13 protein-coding genes are annotated in these 21,123 nt (G+C 53.4%); 1 reads left to right on the forward strand and 12 read right to left on the reverse strand.

Going from position 1 to position 21,123, the window contains the following annotated elements; translation table 11 throughout:
- Window positions 1–31 precede the first annotated feature (31 nt).
- Complete coding sequence (locus tag K1X45_RS06540) at window positions 32–5,533, reverse strand: alpha-2-macroglobulin family protein (protein ID WP_220160166.1); 5,502 nt, start codon at window positions 5,531–5,533, stop codon at window positions 32–34.
- A gap of 337 nt (window positions 5,534–5,870) precedes the next feature.
- Here K1X45_RS06540 and K1X45_RS06545 point away from each other — a divergent pair, with 337 nt between their 5' ends.
- A complete protein-coding gene (locus K1X45_RS06545) occupies window positions 5,871–6,797 on the forward strand; it encodes a LysR family transcriptional regulator (protein ID WP_116088843.1) in 927 nt (308 codons plus the stop codon).
- On the opposite strand, the gene K1X45_RS06550 is transcribed toward K1X45_RS06545, so the two are convergent.
- The 11 genes from K1X45_RS06550 to K1X45_RS06600 form a co-directional block, all read right to left on the reverse strand.
- Window positions 6,778–8,130, reverse strand: coding sequence for an MmgE/PrpD family protein (locus tag K1X45_RS06550; RefSeq protein ID WP_255560791.1), 1,353 nt, complete (start codon window positions 8,128–8,130; stop codon window positions 6,778–6,780). The genes K1X45_RS06545 and K1X45_RS06550 overlap by 20 nt on opposite strands.
- Before the next feature lie 20 nt (window positions 8,131–8,150).
- Window positions 8,151–9,152 (reverse strand): serine hydrolase, encoded by a 1,002-nt coding sequence (locus tag K1X45_RS06555; protein WP_220160168.1) that lies wholly within the window; start codon window positions 9,150–9,152, stop codon window positions 8,151–8,153.
- Between the two features lie 15 nt (window positions 9,153–9,167).
- Window positions 9,168–9,953, reverse strand: a complete 786-nt coding sequence (locus K1X45_RS06560) for an ABC transporter ATP-binding protein (RefSeq protein ID WP_255560792.1) — start codon at window positions 9,951–9,953, stop codon at window positions 9,168–9,170.
- Entirely contained in the window at window positions 9,953–10,816 is an 864-nt protein-coding gene (locus tag K1X45_RS06565) for an ABC transporter ATP-binding protein (RefSeq protein ID WP_075657017.1), read from the reverse strand. Before K1X45_RS06565 ends, K1X45_RS06560 begins: the two co-directional genes overlap by 1 nt.
- Window positions 10,817–10,834: 18 nt before the next feature.
- Entirely contained in the window at window positions 10,835–11,761 is a 927-nt protein-coding gene (gene nikC, locus K1X45_RS06570; RefSeq protein ID WP_022712533.1) for a nickel transporter permease, read from the reverse strand.
- Window positions 11,762–11,769: 8 nt separating this feature from the next.
- On the reverse strand, window positions 11,770–12,849 hold the full coding sequence (locus tag K1X45_RS06575; RefSeq protein WP_116088846.1) for an ABC transporter permease: 1,080 nt from the start codon (window positions 12,847–12,849) through the stop codon (window positions 11,770–11,772).
- A gap of 173 nt (window positions 12,850–13,022) precedes the next feature.
- Entirely contained in the window at window positions 13,023–14,642 is a 1,620-nt protein-coding gene (locus tag K1X45_RS06580; protein WP_220160169.1) for an ABC transporter substrate-binding protein, read from the reverse strand.
- 84 nt (window positions 14,643–14,726) lie between these two features.
- Window positions 14,727–16,151, reverse strand: a complete 1,425-nt coding sequence (locus K1X45_RS06585) for a M20 family metallopeptidase (protein WP_220160170.1) — start codon at window positions 16,149–16,151, stop codon at window positions 14,727–14,729.
- A 79-nt stretch (window positions 16,152–16,230) separates the two neighbouring features.
- Complete coding sequence (locus tag K1X45_RS06590) at window positions 16,231–18,051, reverse strand: S9 family peptidase (protein WP_220160171.1); 1,821 nt, start codon at window positions 18,049–18,051, stop codon at window positions 16,231–16,233.
- 26 nt (window positions 18,052–18,077) lie between these two features.
- Window positions 18,078–19,031 (reverse strand): prolyl aminopeptidase, encoded by a 954-nt coding sequence (gene pip, locus K1X45_RS06595; RefSeq protein WP_220160172.1) that lies wholly within the window; start codon window positions 19,029–19,031, stop codon window positions 18,078–18,080.
- A gap of 315 nt (window positions 19,032–19,346) precedes the next feature.
- On the reverse strand, window positions 19,347–20,999 hold the full coding sequence (locus tag K1X45_RS06600; RefSeq protein WP_220160173.1) for an OFA family MFS transporter: 1,653 nt from the start codon (window positions 20,997–20,999) through the stop codon (window positions 19,347–19,349).
- Window positions 21,000–21,123: the final 124 nt, after the last annotated feature.

Genomic DNA, 21,123 nt, shown 5'->3' on the forward strand with positions numbered 1-21,123 from the left:
CGGGGCTTTTTCATTGGTCTGTTACCGCTACTTAATTAGCAGGCTGCACCTGCATCATCGAGGCTGCACCACGGGCAAAATATTGCGGACGATACATATCTTCCACAAATGGTGCCGGATGCGCATAGGTGCCCGGTGTTACCGCCCGCACAATATAGGCGACCGTATATTCGCGGGCATTGCCGCCGCTGCTGTTGAATGCCGCAACAAAACGGTCACTGCGGAATTCGCTATGAGCAACGGTCGTGTCACCGAGCCAGCCGAAATTGCTCAGATCCGCACTGTTCACAACGCGCGGATTATCAATTTCAAATCCGGCAGGCAGCAAATCTGTGATCAGCACACGGGAAGCCCAGTTATTTGATTCAGCTACTTTCAGAACAACTACATAGCGCTCATTCTGTTTTGCTTCAGAAACACTGATCTCTTCACCGTCGAGCGTGTAATAGCTGCGGCCAATGCTGAAACCGTCACCGCCTGCCGGTGGTGCTTCCACCGGTGCCGCAACAGTCGTAATCACAGCGGTCACCGGTCTGTCACCGGTATTGCCCACAGTCACCGGCGCGGCTTCAAGCTGTTCACCTGTCAGACGTTCAGACAACGCACCCTGACGGGCCTCACCATTGAGCAGCAAGGTCAGATTGGCATCTTCATCCTTCAGCCCCTTGGCAGCCAGCAACAACCATGCCTGCTCCTGCGTGCTGGTATAGCGCGCTTCATTGCTCAGACCGCCAACCACTTTCACCAGTTCTGGTACAATGCTTGGTACCGGACGGCTTTCTGCGGCAAGAGCCAGAATGGCCGCGCCGTCACGCAGGTTCGAACCGTAATCCGAACGCGCCCAGGAAATATTGCCTTTATTGGCAAGACGGAAAGCCGAAGCAAAAGCCTTCTCGGAGCGTGCACCGTCACCATAAAGGGCAAGGCTTGCACCGAGCTGAGCACGCGCCAGCGGCGTTTCAAACTCATCCAGACGGGTATCCGCATAGTAGCGTAGATCGGCAATGGATGCACGACGGTTACGCGACAAAACATAGAAAGCATAAGCTATCGAATTGCCGTTATCTTTGATCGAAACATCGTAAGACAGTGCATTTTGCAGATTATCCAGTGCCGAAATCATCGGCTGCTGCGGCACATCAAATTTCTGCTCGCGGGCGCGGGTCAGGAAATCTGTCACATAGGCATCGAGCCACAGATCACCGCTATCCGGCGACCAGAGACCAAAACTGCCGGAAGAGGACTGATTATTCAGAACCTTGTAAATGGCGTCCTGAATGCGCTTGTGCAGTTCTTCTTCACTGTCCTGCATCGGCATACCGGCCTGCTTGGCCAGTTCACTCATATAGAGCAATGGCAAAGCACGGCTGGTTGTCTGCTCAGTACAACCATAAGGATAACGGTCAAGCGATGTCAGCAAGCCCGGAATATCAAAGCCGGATGCATTGGAAACATTGATGCTGACTGAAGCACCGTCCATACGCTGACCGGCAAGCAGTTCTTTATTGATAACAAGAGAACCGTTAACCGCAGCCAGTGTTACTTCCTTGCGGGTCGTTTCCGGCAAAGACGATGCACGCACCGGCAGGATCAGATCCTGCGAAATGCTCAGGCCGCTTTCATGGGTCAGCTGTACCGTCAGCTCTTCAGTTCCTGCTCGTTCCGCTTTCAGCGGCAGTGTCAGATATTTCTTTTCGCCCTGTGCCAGTGTCACCGATGCCGGTGCCTGTTCCTGCGGTACAGAAACCAGACCGGAACTGGCCACACTCACAGTGTAATTTCCGGCAGGGCCATCCGTATTGGCAATATCAAGACGCAACTGTGCCTGATCGTCCGGTGCCATAAATTTTGGCAGAGCGGCGGTGATAACCACCGGATCACGGATGATGACATCCGACTGCGCATTGCCAACCGCAGTTTTTGTCCAGGCTACAGCGCTGATGCGCGCAGTACCGTTAAACTGCGGAATATCGAAACTGACATTGGCTTTGCCATCAGCACCAACCTCAACAGGACCGGCAAAAAATGCCACCAGTTTTTCGGTTGGCGGCGAGCCTTCAGCGGCCATTTGCGCGCCGTCACCACCGGTGCGCAGACGACCCATCGTGCCGAGTGAACCGTCAATCAGACGACCGTAAAGATCGCGGATTTCAAGACCGAGCTGACGCTGACCGAAATACCAGCCAGCCGGATCGGCCGGTTTGTGATTGGTGAGATTGAGAATGCCCACATCCACAGCCGAGATCATGACATAAGCCTGATCGCCGGATTTCAGACCGCCGATTGAAACCGGTATAGTCAGAGCCTGACGCGGCTCGGTTTTCTCCGGCGCTTCAATCCGCACTGAAAGCTTGCGCTCTGCCGGATCAACAGCCAGCCAGCGGATACCGATGGCACGGGCAGGCATACGGGTTTCCTGTGCTTCGCCCGGACGATAGAGGCTAGCGGTAATATAAGCACCTGCACCCCATTCGCCGCTGACCGGAATTTCAACTTCAGCACCCTCAGCAGGAACCGAAACGGTTTTGGTCATCAGCAAACTGTCAGCACCGACAGTAACCAGCAGCTCACCGGCAAAACGCGGAGAGACTTTCAGCTTTGCGGTTTCGCCGTCTTTATAAATGTCTTTATCAAGCGCAACTTCCAGACCGTCCGGTGTTTCAGTCGAGCGTGCTTCAACATACCAGCCGGCATCAAATTCAATGCTGGTCTGCGGGCCGTCAGGGTCGGAGGTCGCGATCTCAAGACGATAACGTCCCCATTCCACAGGCACCTGAATGCTGCCTGCAGTCTGCTCATCAGCAGAAACAGTACCGTCGGCGACTTTTTTCGTATAGCTCACCGGCTCATAGTTCCATGAGCTGCCGCTGCGATACCACTGATACTGGCGCTCGACTTTAACCAGCGTCCATTCCAGCCCTTCTTCGGCCACGCGCTTGCCATCAGCATCGCTGACAATCACCGAGAACTGCGCATTGCTGTTTTCAGGCAGGCTGTCGCCGTCAAATTCCGGCTTGATACCAATCATGGCGCTGTCGGATGCAACCGGCAAAGTCAGCTTACGCTCGACCGCACGGCCGCCGCCTTCACGCATACGCACAACAATATCCGCGTTCAGACGCTGTGTTGTCGCTGGCAGGTCATTCAGCAGTACCGGAATTTCGGCCTTGCCCTGTTCATCCAGTTCCGGCAGATCATCCAGCGTAATACGTGTATCTTCCGGCTGATCCTCATCGGCCAGTCCGAAAACATATTTCGGGAACAGATCCCATGTCCGTGTCGGACGAATATTGACTTCGCCTTCCAGTGTCAGACCGGCCGCTGGCGCACCATAAAGATAACGGCCGTCCACTTTAACCACAGCCGCATCACCGGCTTGAATTTCCTTCACATCCGAAGTCAGGTCGAATTCTGTGCGGTCGGGCACAAAATCCTCAACCAGAAACTGCTTCTCTGACAGCGGGGTGGCTTTCGGATCGCTCAGGATACGCAATGTCCATGTACCGCGCATGGCGTTGTCTGCCAGCGGCAATTCCACAGCATGACCACCGGCAGCCTGTGAGGTGCTGACAATCGCACGGTCTTCCACACCATCAGGACGCAGGAAAGAGAATGTCAGCGGCAGATTTTCAACGGCCTTCGCGGAGCCGTCACGCACCAGCGCGGCGGCATGAACGGTTTCACCGGTGCGATAAATACCGCGCTCGGTCCAGCCGTAAACATCCAGCGCACCCGGTGCAGGGCGACCGGTTACACCCCGATCCGAGAGGTCAAAACCGGCACGTTTCATATCGAGGAAAACATAATCTTCCTCATCGCCATTGCCCTTGGAGCGTGCTGTCAGAATGGCAGGCGCCATCGCTGCTGTGCCGCGCATCAGACCGGCGGTGAAGGTCGCGCGACCATCACCATCCGTAGTTGCAGTCCCCAGAACTTCATTATTCGCCGCCAGCAATTGCAGTTCCACGCCGCTCAACGGCTTGGCTGTTGCAAGGGAACGGGCAAAAACATTCAGACCATCTTCACCGGCAAAAGTTGCAAGACCGGTATCCGACACCAGAAACCACTGTGTCGCCTGCGATGACCAATATTCCGAACGGTCACCTTCAGCCTTGGCTGTCATAATATAGATGCCGGGCTTACGCTTCGGCAGCGCTTCATCCACGGGGAAGGATGAGACGATTTCCTTATTCAGCTCACTCTCAACATCCAGTTTGCCGGTGTAAACTTTTTCACCCAGCGAGCTGACAATCTGCGATGTGGCATAGCCGTCAAGCTGACCGAAGAAGCTGATACCATCCATCGATTGGGTCAGAGCACGCTCTCCCACACGATAGACTTCCAGATCAATGGTTTTGACATTGATGCTGACAACAGGAATACCGCGGCGCATGGTGCTTGGCAGCACAAAAGCATCGCCGTTGAAGCGCACAGTCGGCGCACGGTCACGCACATAGATATTAAGCGCAACCGGTGTTTCAATCATTTCACCGATCGCGGCAGGCAGACCGGAGCGGATACCGATGCGGTAATTTTTACCGTGCTGCAAACCTTCAATACAGATTTGCTTTTCTTTGGCCTCCAGACCTTTCGGGCTTGCATCATCAACAGTTACGAAAGAAGCGTAATCAATGCCGCTTTTCATCAGCGTTTCTGAAAGCTGGATACAAACACGCGGATTGGCGCTGTCGCTGTCCACCGTATGATCGACCACGCGGAAACCTTTACGCATACGCAGGTCTTCATAGGCGGCACTGACCGCAGCAGAATTTTGCAGCGCGAGGCTGGCTTTATAGCTGTCGATAGCAGGACGGAAATTATCGCGCAATTCCAGAGCCTTGGCCAGATTGCTCAAGGCTTCAGCACGGTCGGAAACCGTGCGGCTGAGCTGATAGGCAATAATAGCCGAAGATGTGGCAGCGCGTTTGATCTGCCAATTGGCATCGTTGCTTTGTGCAGAACCAAGCGTCGCGCGGCTCAAGCCCATCCAGACAGCGCTGTTTTCTTTTGCAGCAGGCACAATGCTGGCAAAATCAATCACTGATGAAGAAACACTGCCGGATTCGTAATTTCTTTGGGCAGCGCGCAGCAATTTGCTGACATCACCGGCAGGCTTTTCACCGCTGTTCAGTTTATTGCGATAGGTGCGTGCCTCATCCAGAACACTGGCCGGAACAAAGGTAATCGGTGCAGGTGCGGGCAATTCCGCTTCCGCAGCGGCAGCATCCAGCACTTTACCCGCTACTGCGCCTTCAAAAGCATTGAGCTGATTATAATCGGATTTCAGGAAGCACCATTTTGCTTTCACATTATAGGTAAAAGCACGGCATTCCTCATCTTTCAGACAAATATTCTCACACTGGTCAAGGCCGACATCCTTCACTGTGCGCAGATCAAAACCGGGATAATCACCGTTTTGCGTTGTTTCAATCGTCCTTGTTCCGTTTTGAGCAGTCTGAGCAATGGAAGTTTGAACAGACAGTGAAAGCGCAGCAGACAATATCAGGCCTGCAAAGACAGTACGCATCGACATCGGGATTCTCCGGTCAATTAAATTTGATTCAGCCATGAAACTTGCCCGGAGACTCTTGTCAAGTCAGACGAGCAATCAAGACAACAGAAGCAAAAGCATTTTATAGATCAGATATGAGAATACATGCTGTATCACTAATTCAGTATCATAAATTTTGGATGACCATGACCGGTTTTTATTCTAAAGAGGAAACAAGTCTTTAAGACGTTTGAAGTGCCGGAGCATGTTGTATTTGATTGCACCCACCGCAAGCGCTCTGGGTTTTTTAGTTTATCGCATGTGCGCGGGCGTTAAATGACAGCATTTAACTGCGGCATGCTTAGTGCGGAATGCTTCTATGGAATTGAAGTGGCTCGAAGATTTTCTCTGCCTGTCACAACACTTAAATTTCTCCCGCGCGGCTAATGAGCGGCATGTTACACAATCCGCGCTGTCACGCCGGATCAGGCAGCTTGAAGCCTGGGTCGGCGTACCGCTGATTGACCGTTCCACCTACCCTATTCGTCTGACCCTTGCCGGACAGAGTTTTTTGCTCCGTGCGCATGATGCGGTCGGTCTCCTCACCCATGCCAGAGATGAGCTGAGCGCCCGCTATACGCCGATGATGGAAGTGCTGTCCTTTGCGACACTCAACACTCTGTCGCTCACCTTTTTTCCGGCGCTGATGGCACGGATTGAAAGCAACGGCGATAATTTCCGCACCCGTTTTTCTGATCCACATCCCTCATTTCTCGGCAATGTCTCAACCCTTCTCAATGGTAATTGCGATTTTCTGCTGACCTATGCTCATCCCTTGGTCAGCCAGATGGAAGATCTGAGAAATTTCCCTTATTTATCCCTCGGGCATGAAAAGGTAATACCGGTTTCAGCGGCAGATGCCGCCGGCGAACCTCTGCACCGGTTGGGCAACCATACATTGCCGACAGAATATCTGCGCTACCGCGACACAACATTCTTTGCGCAGGTTCTCGATCCGCTTGTGGAGCGTCGCGGCCTCAATCTGAATATGGTCTATGAGAACGGCATGGCCGTCGGGCTGAAAGCCATGGCGGTTTCCGGTCAAGGCGTGGCATGGATTCCGCAAAGCCTGATGCCGGATGAATGGAAACGCGGCATTCTGGTGCGTGCAGGCGTTCAGGACTATGATCTGGATGTGGAAATCCGCGTCTATCGTTCGCAGCGTTTTCGCACGGATTATGCCGAGCGTTTCTGGCGGCGCGCATCAGCACTCGCCGCCAAAGATATTAACTGGTGGCAGAACTGAATAAGAATTTCAGTGCTTTCAGGTCTTTTGCATAATCCAGAGCCAAAAGCTCTTCATAAACAACAGCAGCATTATCCGATGCACCACAACAATCCATAAATTTCTCGAGGCGTTCAGCATCGGTGAAAGGCTCCTGCAAGCCACCAACAGCATAATTTCGAGATGCTGTCAGCACGCGCCCGTCATGCAATTTCATGGTCACAACATGCGGGAGCTTGTCCTGTGCAATCCGCTCTTCATCCGCACTGTAACTCAGCATTGTCACACGGTTCAGCAAGGCATCACTTGCATAGTGCTGCACAGCTTGCGGCGTAAAATCAGCAAGACTTAAATGTCCCTGCCGCAATGCTCTCGCCACGCAATATTGCATGGAAAAGCGTGCCTGCATTTCATCGACCGGCTGCGGATAGGTCAGATTACGGTAATTGGCGATACCAACCAATGCCTCGATACTTTCCACATCCTCTGCCGTGAAATTGTGCTCGCGCATCAGATCCAGCAACCCGTCCACAATCAGATGGGTTGAACCGCAACACGGATGTTTCTTCGGCATCACCCCTGCGGTCTCAATAATATGCTCTGCATCAGCGATGATCGCTTCCGCCTTCCAGCCACGGCGCTGATCTCCGGCAAACAGGCTATGAAAGCCCTGCGCACCTTCCAGAATATCAGGCCGCGCTTGCATACCCGCTTTGGCCAGCAATGCGGCCTCCACCGCATTGCGTGCCGCCATACCTGCATGGAATGGTTTAATCAGCGTGCCGAATTGGCCTTTGGTGCCGGATGCATAGCTGACCGCAATGGTGATTGCCCGCGCTGTTGCCTCTTCATCCAACCCCAGCATATGCGTAACCGCAACTGCTGTTCCGACACTGCCGATAGTTGAGGTACCATGCCAACCTGCCGTATAATGCGCCTGACCAACGCCATCGCCAATCAAAGCCTGCGCCTGAAGTCCCGCCAGATAGGCATCAATCAATTGTGTACCGGATGTTATTTTAAAATCCGCGACAGCCAGCAAAGCCGGAACGATAACCGCTGAAGCATGGCTCATACCGGGCAGAAAATTATCGTCATAATCCAGCGCATGAGCAGCGGTACCATTCACCAGCGCAGCCACAATCGGGCTTGATGTTTTGCCATTGACCAGCAGCGCCTCTCCCGTATTGCCGGTCTGAGCAAAAGCCTCAAACACTGTTTTGATGCTTGCATCTTCACGCCCTGCAACCATACAGGCCAGCGTGTCGATAATCGCATCACGCGCCAGCAGACGCGCCTTTGCACTGGTTACCGGCTTTGCACAGACCTGCGCAATCGCTCCGGCAACCGTCATTTCCTCCTCCCGCATTTCCCTCATCCCTGAAATGCGTCGAAGATCAGTTTTAGCAGACGGCCGAATTTGTGCCGGTTAAGCTGGCGACCGGCAATATCGGTATCCACCCGATGCACAATCACCATATCCAGCGCCGGAATGGTAATGCAAAAATGTCCGCCTGCACCAAAGCCTGCATAGCTGCCTTTAGGAGTTACAACACCGGGGAAAAACACACCGTCACGCTCCAGCCACCACATATAGCCATAGGCACCGCGCGCACCGGCATCAGAATAAGGCATTACGCATTCCTGCGCCCAGCCTTTTGGCAGCACATCTTCACCGTTCCAGCGACCATGACGCAAATAAAGCTGGCTGAAACGTGCCAGATCGCGGGTCGACAGGCGGAACGGATAAGCCGCATGACGGCTCTCGGTGAAACGATCATGCCAGCCATCCGGCTTATCACTACTGAGCGAAAAATCTTCAAACTGCAACGGCTTGGCAATGCGCTCTTCAAAAGCCTGATGCACGGTCTTGCCGGTCAGCTGTTCAAAGATTGTACCCAGTGCATTGAAATCCCAGTTATTATAGCACCAGAAGGTGCCCGGTGCATGGGAATGGCGCTTCTCCTTGATCATGCGCATCCACGGCGTTTCATATCCTGCCGCATGATAAATACCGGAGCGTGCCGTCAGCAGATCATAGACTGTTGCCTGCTTTTCAACTTCGCTCAAACCGTCATTGTCGTCGATGCCGAGTTGTTCAAGCGTCAGGCTCAGATCAATCGTACCATCCGCCACATCCTGCCCCATCAAGGCAGCGAGAATGCTTTTGCGGATCGAATGGCAGAGATATTTATGGGTAACGTCACCATAGGTGTAGATGATCTTGCCACTCTGCACGATCATCAGCGCATCGGTCTCTTGGCTCTCGGCGCAGGCTTCAACCGCCTGCAGACCCGCTTCAGACCAACCGGACTGAGAAGGGTTTTGCACCCGTTCCCATTCTGCCGCCGGATTGGCCGCATGCTGATAACTCATATCTCTTCCCCCAGTTTAATTATGCGCCACAGCCTCAACACTGGCCTGCAAAAATTCCTGCGTGTAAGGCGCGCTGGCACGGGACTGGCGCAGATCATCTGCCGTCAGTTCTTCCAGAATAATACCTTTATGCATCACGCCGACCCGCTCACAAATATGCGCAACCACCGCCAGATCGTGACTGACCATCAGATAGGTCAGACCGCGTTCTCGGCGCAGGGTTTTAAGCAGGTTGAGAATTTCCGCCTGAACAGAAACGTCCAGTGCCGAGGTCGGCTCATCCAGCAACAGCACTTCCGGCTCGATAATCAGTGCACGGGCAATCGCCACACGCTGACGCTGACCGCCCGACAATTCATGCGGATAGCGATACATGAAGCTTGGTCCCAGACCGACAGCTGTCAGAACATCGCGGATACGCTCTTCCTTGCGATCCATGCCGTGAATGGTGAGAGATTCCGCCAGCACTTTATGCACCATCTTGCGCGGATGCAGCGAGGCATAAGGATCCTGAAACACCATCTGCACGCGGCGGAAGAACGACTTCTCCCGCTCACCGGACAGCAATGTGCCGTCAAAACTGAAATTGCCGGTATAATGCGGGATCAGGCCGGCCAGCGCACGCAGGATCGTGGACTTACCGCAACCGGATTCCCCGATCAGGCCATAGGCCTCACCACGGGCAATATGAAAACGGGCTTTTTTGACCACTGTCGAGCGTTTGCGTCCCTTGCCGAAGCTGACAGACAGGTCAGACACATCAACCAGCGGCTTTGCATTTTCGCTCATAATATCTGCCATTATTTCTGACCTCCGCTGAGGGTTGCACCTGAAAGCCAGCTCGGATCGCGCTCCGGCACTTGCAGCATATCCACCGGATGGTCGAGACGCGGCAGGCTGGCAAGAAGAGCCTGGGTATAAGGATGCTGCGCTTTGTGCAGTTCTTTGGCAGGCAGATCTTCCATGATGCGACCAGCATACATCACCAGCACGCGGTCGCAGAAATCCGCCACCAGATTGAGATCATGGCTGATAAACATCAGTCCGGTGCCGGAACGGCTTACCAGCTCATCCAGCACGGTCAGCACCTGACGGCGCACTGTCACGTCCAGCGCAGAGGTCGGCTCATCCGCAATGATCATATCCGGTTCAGGGATCAGCATCATCGCGATCATCACGCGCTGTCCCATACCGCCGGAAATCTCATGCGGGAACAGGTTCATCACCCGCTCCGCATCACGGATATGCACGGCTTCCAGCATGGTCAGTGTGCGCTGACGAGCTTCCTGCTTATTCACCCGATGATGCAGCCGGTAGGCTTCCATAATCTGGTCGCCGATACGGATCAGCGGATTGAGCGAATATTTCGGATCCTGCAAAATCATCGAGATTTTATTGCCGCGCACCGAGCGCATCTGACGCTCACTGGCACCCAGCAAATCAACATCGCCGAATTGCAGTTTTTTGGCTTTGATCTGTGCCGCTTTCGGGGTCAGTTTGAGGATCGAACGGCCGGTCATGGATTTACCCGAACCGCTCTCCCCTACGATACCGACTTTCTCGCGCCCGATGGAAAAGCTGATGCCACGCACCACATCGATTGAGCGGTCAACACCCGGAAAAGACACCCACAGATCTTCAACTTCTAACAGAGGTTTGGTCATTTGATTTATCCGTTCCTCTTATCCGTTACGCGGGTCAAGCACATCGCGCAGACCATCACCAAACAGGTTGAAGGCAAGGCTGGCGAGCAGAATGGCACAACCGGGCATGGCTGCGAGCCACCAGGAGGTCATCATGAATTCACGTCCGCTGGAGAGCATCGCACCCCATTCAGGGCTTGGCGGCTGCGCACCAAGACCGAGAAAGCCAAGGCCGGCGGCTGTGAGAATAATCGACGACATATTGAGGGTAATGCGGATCACCACGGACGGGATACACATCGGCACAACGTGGTGCCAGATCACGCGCATGGTGGAGGCACCCTGCAAGCGGATGGCTGCCACATAGTCGGACGAGCGGATGGTCAGTGTTTCCGCACGTGCCAAACGGGCAATCGGCGGCCATGCAGCCAGCGAGATCGCAATCACCGCATTCTCAATGCCGGGTCCGAGCGCCGCAGCAAATGACAGCGCCAGAACAAGGCTTGGAAATGCGAGGAAAATATCAACAATACGCATCAGCGCTGTATCAACCCAGCCGCCCATATAACCGGCAGTGGTGCCGACAATCAGGCCGATTGGTGCAGCGATAATTGCCGTCAGCGTCACGATATATAGCGTAATCCGTGAACCATAGACTAGACGGCTGAAAATATCGCGACCCAGCTCATCGGTGCCGAAATAATGCGCCCATGACGGCGGTTGCAGACGATTGGCCAGATTATTCGCACCAATATCATAAGGCGCGATATAAGGCGCAAAGATCGCCACAGCCACCAGCAGCAGAATAACGAACAGGCCGAAAACTGCGGATGTATTGGTCAGAAGCTTCAGCCATGAGCGGCGCAATTGCTGCACATTGGCCTGAAGGGCGGAGGAAGGCACCGGCGCACGCAGCCATTCACGGAATGACGAAGTGTTAGGTGCGGAATTGGAAGTATCAGTCATGAAAGCACCTATCGTGTACGCGGATCAAAGACGCGGTAAAGCAGATCACTGATCAGATTGATGACAACGAAGAGAATACCCACGATCAGCGTACAGCCGACCACAGCATTCATATCACCGGCCATCAGAGCATTGGTGAGATAACGGCCAAAACCCGGCCATGCGAACACGGTTTCTGTCAGCACGGCACCTTCGAGCAGGAACGCATAGGACAGTGCAACAACCGTCACTACCTGCACGGCGACATTGCGGAATGCATGTCCCCAGACGGTGCGCGACCATGACAGGCCTTTCACGCGGGCGGTGATGATATATTCCTGATTGAGCTGCTCAATCATGAAACCGCGTGTCATACGGCTGATATAGGCCATGGAGCCAAAAGCCAGAATGAGCGCAGGCATGATGATATGGCTGAAGGCATTGCCGAATGCTTCCCACTGTCCCTGCATCGCACTATCGAGCAACAGGAAACCGGTTGTCGGTTCGACGGAGAACTCATGAATAAAATCAATACGTCCCGGACCACCGATCCAGCCAAGACCGGCATAAAACACCAGCAGAGCCATCAGACCGAGCCAGAAGTTCGGCGTGGAATAGCCGAGCAGGCTGAGCATACGCACCAGATGATCCAGCGGTGAATTGCGATACATTGCCGAGAACACGCCGAGCGGAATACCAAAGCCGGTACCGATAATAATCGCAACGGTTGCCAGTTCGATGGTGGCCGGAAACACGCGGCCGATATCTTCCAGCACAGGACGACCGGAGGTCAGCGCATTGCCGAAATCAAACATCACGGCATTTTTAATATAAAGACCATATTGCACGATCAACGGCTGATCGAGACCAAGCTTGCGATACATCGTATCATAGGCTTCCTGAGAGATATTATCCCCCAGCATCGCGATCACCGGATCAAGCGGCAAAAGACGGCTGATGAAAAAAGTCAGCGTGACCAGACCAAGCAGCGTAATCGCCACGGAAATGATCAGGCGTGCGGCGGCGGCGAGAAAGAGAAGAACGGGATGAGGTTCATGATAGACCTCATTGTCAAACTCCGTATCTTGCAAAGTTTCGGGCGTCGTCATGGCAATGTTTCCGTCAATATCGGGAAAAGGAGAATTTGCAGCACAGGGCTTTCAGCACCGCAAAGGTGCCGGTAAAATAAAGAGAATGTGCTGCAAACCTGACTGAATGCCGGAATATCAATTCCGGAAGTTACCTGCCGCCGCAATGCAAGCGGCAGGTCTTTCGCGGTCAGTTATTTAGCGGCTGTATCATAATAGGTGCGGAAACCGTTCCACTCCCAATTCGTGATACCCTTGTTAATACCGGCAACATTATAGATCTGGAACATATAGGCCTGCGGGCCTTTTTCCATCATCTCTTTCTGCAGGGCATGATAAAGCTCGGCACGTTTGGCTTCATCTTTTTCAAACAGGGCAGCATCGACTTGCTTGTTCACGGCCTCATCGAAATAGCTCGCACGCCAGCTCGGATACATGGTCTGCTTGGCTTCCATGCGGTTATCCGGATTGAAAATCTGACGCGAGGCATTGCCATGCGCATCCGGCACGCCGGTCGCCCAGCCCATCAGCGAGGTCTGGAATTCACGGCCACGGATACGGCTGAACAGCTGGGCATTAGCCATACGTTCGATCTTGATTTTCACACCGGCTTTGGCAGCAGCATCCTGAATACTCTGGGCAATCGGCGCAGCATAAGGCGCAGTACCGATAAACATGGTGGTTTCAAAACCATCCGGATGCCCGGCTTCAGCAAGAAGCGCTTTGGCTTTTTCCACATCCAGTGTGAATGGCTGGCCTTCTTTTTCATCCAATGCACCGAAAGCACCAAGCTGCACAAAGCTTGCACGCGGCACGCCGACATTGTGCATCACAGTCTTTGCCAGACCGTCATAGTCAATGAGATAGCGCATAGCGAGACGCACTTTTTCATTGTTGAAAATCGGATCAGCATTGTTGAAGTTCCAATAGAACAAAGTCGGCTTCAAAGCGCGTGAAACCGCCACTTTATCCTGTGCCTCCAGATCTTTCAGATCTTCCGGTGTCAGGTCACGGGCAATATCAATATCGCCTTTTTCCAGCAGCAGACGCTGCGTACCGGCTTCCGATACGTGACGGATCAGAACCTGTTTCAGCTTTGGTGCTTCACCCCAGTAATTATCACTCGCCTGCAGCAGCACAACTTCTGCAGGGTTCCAGCGCATCAGTTTATACGGGCCCACGCATTCGGTACGGGTGGCCAGATATTTATTGCCCATATCGCCTTCGACCTGATTGGCCGTCAGCACTTTTTGATTGAGCAGAATTGAAACACGGTTTGCAGCAATAGCTGACAAGATGAGATTGACCGGATATGGTTTATCAAGCTTGAAGACGAGCGTCTGATCATCCGGCGCTGTAATCGCAGTGTCAACATTGTCTTTGACGAAACCATATTCCGTCAGTGTTGCAGCATTACCAAAACCAAGCTTAACAACGCGTTGCATTGACCATGCCAGATCACCGGCAGTTGCTTTGTCGCCATTGTCAAATTTCAGGTCATCGCGCAGATGGAATGTGATCTGCAAACCGTCTTCCGAAACATCCCAGCTCTTGGCCATACGCGGCAGAATTTTGGTTTCATCTTTCGGGTCAAAATCAACCAGCGGATCGCAGGTATTTTGAATAATTTCATTGCTCACCACTTCGCCGATCTGAGCCGGATCGAATGTGCTGATCGCATCAATATTCCATGCCATAACCAGCGCATTTGGCGGCGAGGCAGCTTCTGATGTAAATGTTGCACCGGCGAGAGCAGCAGTGCCGGCAATCATTGCCAAAGCGGAACTGCGGTTCAAATATTTATTGGTCTTCATCTTTATCCCCTGTTTATGATTTTTCAGTCTTGATAAAGGGCATGGCGGCAATGCACCGCCATGCCAATTCGTTTATTCCGCCACTTATTCAGCAGGTCGCGGCTGCAGCGGCGGGTTCACCTCTGGCGGGATCGGGCAGGTATAAGGTGTTTTTGCCATACGGGCCTGATGATCGGCCTTGGCAGCATTGAGAATGCTCTCATCCTGCATCACATCCAGCGCGGTTCCGGCCATAACTTTAGCCGCATAGACCATACCTTTGTGCGCGGCAGGCATTTTGCCCTGCGCAGTGATCTGCCATGAGTGACCAGGTGAACCGATCGCATGGGTGGCAACGCGTGCCTGCACGGTCGGCACCGCCCAGCTGACATCGCCCAGATCGGTAGAACCGATCATTGGCACGCCGGTCTGTTCACGCGGCAGCACATAATCACAAAGCGGTGCATTTTCAGCAAAAGGCTGACCAACGCGCAAGTAATCGGTTTCGATATCTTCGGCCGACAGAGTTGTCTGAATTTTTGCAGCAAAAGCACGGTCAGCATCATCAAACGGCACACCACCGAGGCGCTCCATATTGGAATGCATGGCGATTTCCAGCGGTGTATTGCCGAGCAGGTTAGACACAGCACTCATGATCGAAATATCGACTGTGGTTTCGGTCATCATTGCAGCGCCCTGCGCCACTTTTTTCACGCGCTCATTGAGCGAGAACATGCCCGGCAGATCGGTTGCACGGATTGCATAACGCACCTTGGCTTTGGCCTGCACCACATTCGGTGCAATACCACCGGCGTTGAGATAGGCATAATGCAGACGGCAATCCGCCGGAATATGCTCGCGCAGATAATTGCAGCCAACGCTCATCAGCTCAACCGCATCCAGTGCGGAGCGGCCGAGATGCGGTGCAGCAGCAGCATGCGATGCACGACCGGTAAATTCGAAGTCCATACGGGTATTGGCGAGAGACTGCGCATCATCCACTTGCGTGAACGAAGCCGGATGCCATGAAATGGCAATATCCACATCGTCAAAAGCACCGGCGCGCACCATAAAGGCTTTGGCAGCACCGCCCTCTTCCGCAGGGCAACCGTAATAACGCACGCAGCCTTTTTTACCGTTCTGTTCCAGCCAGTCTTTCACAGCAGTGGCTGCAAGAAGCGCTGCGGAACCAAGCATATTATGGCCGCAGCCATGACCATGACCTGTGCCCGGAATCGGACGAGGTTCGGCAATACCGGCTTCCTGTGACAGACCCGGCAATGCATCATATTCACCGAGGATAGCGATAACAGGCCCGCCTTCACCGGCCTCACCGATCACGGCAGTCGGAATACCGGCCACATTTTCCGTGATTTTAAAACCCTGATCGCGCAGCATCTGAGTATGCTCGGCGCAGGATTTATATTCCGTATAGGCAATTTCCGGCATACCCCAAACGCGGTCGCTGAGTTCCTCGAACTCACGCTTTTTCGCATCAACCAGATCCCAGATCACCGCACCATTCTTCATGGTGTTCCTCCCGATTATCATGTCATTTGAATACAGTTTCAGGAGCGAGCCTCCACCCGCGCCTGAAACCGTGTTGTCTTTACAGGTTTTCGTCGATGAAACGTCCCAGCGCATCAAACACTGTGTGGCGGTTTTCAATCCGTGCAAAACCATGGCCTTCATGCGGAATACGCAGGATTTCCACCGGCTTGCCCAAGCCGCGCAGGCAGGAATAAACCATCTCGCTCTCGCATGGCGTTACGCGCGGATCTTCCAGCCCGTGCACCACCATTAATGGTGCCTGTACTTCGGCCATTTTGTGAATTGGAGAGAAGCGCTCAAGCGCATCTTTCATCGTGGCAACATCGCCATATTCTACTTCGCGCAGGACTTTGCGCCACGGGCCGGTGGTCTCCATCAGCGTCAGGAAATTGGCTATGCCGTAATATTCCACACCGAGTTTCCACAAATCCGGATATTCAGTGAGTGCAGCCAGCACCATGAAACCGCCATAGGAGCGGCCAAATACACCAATACGGCTGTCATCAACATCCGCACGACTGCCGACAGCCAGACGCACGGCTTTGAGATCAGCTACGCTGTCCATACGCAATTCTCGGTCATCAAGATGCTGATAAGGACGGCCATAGCCGGTGCTGCCGCGAATATTCGGTGCAACCACCATGATGCCGCGTGCCAGCATATATTGAATATCGGCGCGGAAATCAGGCTTCCACTGAGCTTCAGGGCCGCCATGGACAATGATCATCACCGGATAGCCGCTTGCAGGCGCAGCAACAGTCGGCTGATAGACGAAGTAAGGAACATCCAGCCCGTCAAAGCTCGCAACACTGGTTACAGTCGGCTCAATAAAGTCCGGCAGAGCGGTTTTTGCCTTTGGCGCATCGGTCAGGCGGCTATAGGTGCCTGTAGCCACCTCACAACGCCAGATATCACCGGAGGTTGCCGCACCTTCCGCAGGCATCACCAGTGCCGCACCATCCTGTGTCCATGCCACAGACGCAATTACACAAGCCATCGGGGTTGGCAGAGATTTCTGAACTTTGCCCTGACGGTCAATGATAACGATCTCGCTCCAGCCCTGACGGTTGAGCACCAGCGCTACGCTCTGCTGATCCGGCGCAATAGCCAATGCTTCCACATCCTGTTTTTCAAAACCGGCAATTTCAACAAGTTCATTGCTGTCATGGGCTTTGAACATCACGCTGGAATAATCACGTCCCTGATCGGAAATCAGCAAAATACCGGAATCATCCTTGAGGAATTTCGCTGCCTGATAGGAAGCGCGTCCCTGATGCGGCAGCATATCTTCATAAGCGCCGCTTGCCAGATCGAGACGGCAGAAATTCTGATCCGTCATAGCGCGGGTACAGTCATTGACCAGCAGTGCTGCACCATCCGGTGTGAAGGCAGCCGGAGTGCGCCAGCCGGTGCCCTGATAAACACATTTGGCTTCACCTGTAGCGACCGTCATCACATAGAGATCCATGTGGGTGCGGTCACGGTAATTGGCGGAATAGGCAATCTGCGTGCCGTCCGGTGACCAGCAGCCCCAGCCATGCACCACAGTTGCATCCGTAGTCAGCTTACGCGGTTCGCCTTCAGCATTTTCAATCAGCCAGAACTGGTGACGCTCATCACCACCCCAATCGGTGCTGATCAGCAGATCACGGCTTTTCGGGTTGAAAGACAGTGTGCCGACAGGCTCCGGCAGATTAGTCAGTTGCTTCGCTTCGCCACCGGCCAAAGGCTTGATCCAGACCTGTGCAGTGCCGCTTGCATCGCTCAAAAATGCCAGCAATTCGCCATCCGGTGAGATAGCCGGTTTTACGGCTTTGCGGATCTCCGTATAGGAGGACATTGCAACGGCGGAAGGATCGGATTTCAGTGTATCAAACATGAAGCTGCCCGTTATTTTAAAAGAAGTTATGCTTGAACCGGTGCTTTGACGGCCTTAGCCAGACGCTCAGAGGCATCCGCAAGAGCAACGGCCATCGGACCGGTTGTCGACTGATGATTAGACAAAGTAACAATGGTGAAACTGGCTTCCGGCCATGCGGCTTTCAGCTTCCATGCTGTCACCATCGGGGTCACTGTATCATAACGCCCCTGCACAATTTCTGCAGGCAAATGGCGGATACGGTCGAGATTATCCAGCAGTGCATTGGCAGGCATGAACGCGCCATTCATGCAATAATGCGTGAAAATACGAGAAACAGCTAAAGCCGCATCACTCTGCAACAAGGTCGAGACATGCTCGGCGCTCGGCTCCAATGTTTGTGTGCGGGCAGAGAAACCGCGCAGGCTCTGCGCCGCTGCATGTTCTACCGCCGGATCACCACAGGTCAGGCGCTTGTAATAAGCTTTCAGCAGATCGCCGCGTTCATCCTCCGGCACAAATTCTGCAAATTCCTGCCAGTAATCAGGAAAAATCGTTCTGGAACCATGGAACCACCAGTCACTGTCTTCGCGGTCACCAAGAAAAATCCCGTGAATGCGGAAACCAAGGCAGCGCTCCGGATGTGCCTGACCATAGGCCAGCGACAGGCAGGAGCCCCACGAACCGCCGGTCACCAACCAGCGCTCAATGCCGAAATGCTCACGGATACGTTCAATATCTGCAATCAGATGCTGCGTGGTATTCTCGCGCAATTCTGCAACAGGGGTCGATTGTCCGGCACCGCGCTGATCGAAAGTAATCACGCGATAGGTATCAAGATCAAAGCTGGCAACCTGCTTGGCCGATACACCGGCACCCGGCCCGCCATGCAAAAACACAGCCGGAATACCGTCCGGATTGCCGTAATCATAAACCGCAATTTCATGAATATCGCTGACTTTCAGACGAAAGCTGTCACGCACTTGGCGCAATTCTGCCACGGCCCATCCTCCTGCTGCTGTTTGTTACAAACAGCACTCCGTTCACCACTCTTGCGTCTGAATTGATTTGCCTCTTTGCGGCATTTATTTTTTAATTTCAGACGTGAAATTTATAGGCAGCGAACAGCTTTCAAGGCCAATGCAATTTCCGACTACCTATACCAAAACAGAATAGTTTTGTTCGACATTGCATAAAAATCCTCAAAACCACTCTTTTCAATAGCTATTCATTCGAAGAAAGCTATTGAAATTTATGGGGAAATAAAAAACTCCGGCACTGCTGCCGGAGTTTTCAACCAACCTGAAGTCTCAGATTTAGCGGAACAGGATCAGAGATTTTTCAAAGGTTGTCCACACACCCCAGAGTATCGGGATACCCACAGCTGCCCATGCAAGAGCAGCTTTGGCATCCAACCCGCCTGTGCCGATGCCGAAGGAACCGCTCGGCCCTGTCGCTTCCGCTTTTGTTGCTGCTTGCAGTTTGGCAACTTCCGCATCCGACATGAACCATTTATCGCCCAGCGGTTTGATGAAGAAATTTGCAATCAGACCAAGCGCCAGCATACCGGCCAGAATATACATCGTATAATCATAGACCTGAGCGCGCGGCACGCCGGCAGCAATCTGGAACTCACGAATATAATTCACCACAACCGGCCCGACGATACCCGCCGTTGCCCATGCGGTCAGCAAGCGCCCGTGGATTGCACCTACAAATTGCGTGCCGAAAATATCTGCCAGATAGGCAGGCACAGTCGCAAAGCCACCGCCATACATCGACAGGATGATACAGACCATCACCACAAACAGTGTGACCGAGCCCATATGCGCGGCTGTCGGCAGCAAAGTATAAAGTGCAATGCCAAGGGCGAAGAATGTAAAATAAGTGGCTTTACGACCAAGGCGGTCAGACAGAGAAGCCCAGAAAAAACGGCCACCAATATTAAACAGCGAGATCAGACCGGTAAAACCAGCTGCAATCGCTGCAATCGCAGCTTTCTGCTCGGTGCTCAGTTCTGTAAAGCTCAGCCCTGCCTCACCGATCAATTTGCCGCCGAAAATTTCCTGCAACATTGGTGAAGCCATGCCGATCACACCGATACCGGCAGAGACGTTCAAACACAGCACTGCCCAGATCAGCCAGAATTGCGGGGTCTTATGCGCATCACGCAAATGGACGTGACGAGTGGTGATCATAGCCTTTTTGGTCTGCGGTGCCACCCAGCCTTCCGGCTTCCAGCCCGCAGGCGGAATACGATAACCAAAGGCACCGCCCATCATGAATACGAAATAACCGGCAGCCATCACCAGAAATGTCTGCCAAACACCAATGGAATCCGGTGTTTTGAAATGTTCCATCAGCAGGTCAGCCAGCGGCGCGCCAATCATAGCACCGCCGCCAAAACCCATAATCGCCATGCCGGTCGCCATCCCTCGGCGATCAGGAAACCATTTAATCAGTGTGGAAACCGGTGAAATATAACCAAGGCCAAGGCCGATACCACCAATGAAACCGGCACCGATCCACATCAGCCAGAGCTGATGGGTCATCACGCCGATCGCGGCAATCACCATACCGCCGCACCAACACAGCGCCGACACAAAACCGGCTTTACGCGGGCCTACCCGCTCCAGCCAGCCGCCCCAGATGGCAGCAGAACAGCCAAGCAGCACAAAAAACAGCGTATAAATCCAGCCGAGATCAGCCACACGCCAATCACAACTGGTGGTAAAGAGTGCGGTCAGCAGGCTCATATCCGCACAGGCAGCTGCAGCTTCTCCGCCGAGCGCACGGCTCAACGGCAGCCAGAAAACGCTGAAACCATAAGCCATACCGATACACAGGTGAATGGCCAGTGCTGCCGGCGGCACCAGCCAGCGGTTAAATCCGGGTTTGGCGATAATCCGCTCGCGGTCGAGAATCCCCGGCCCGCTCAAACCTCCCAGGGTTTGATCTGTTGCACTCATATCAAAATCCTCCCTTCTGCGAACGCGCCGCAGCCTGCCCATCTCCCGTGAGCATCCCTTAATTGTCAGAATGAAATTATTTAAATGCTGAATCATTTCAGCCGGATACTGGACTGTATCCGGC

Source organism: Pseudochrobactrum sp. Wa41.01b-1 (genome assembly GCF_019464455.1).
Classification (GTDB): domain Bacteria; phylum Pseudomonadota; class Alphaproteobacteria; order Rhizobiales; family Rhizobiaceae; genus Pseudochrobactrum; species Pseudochrobactrum saccharolyticum.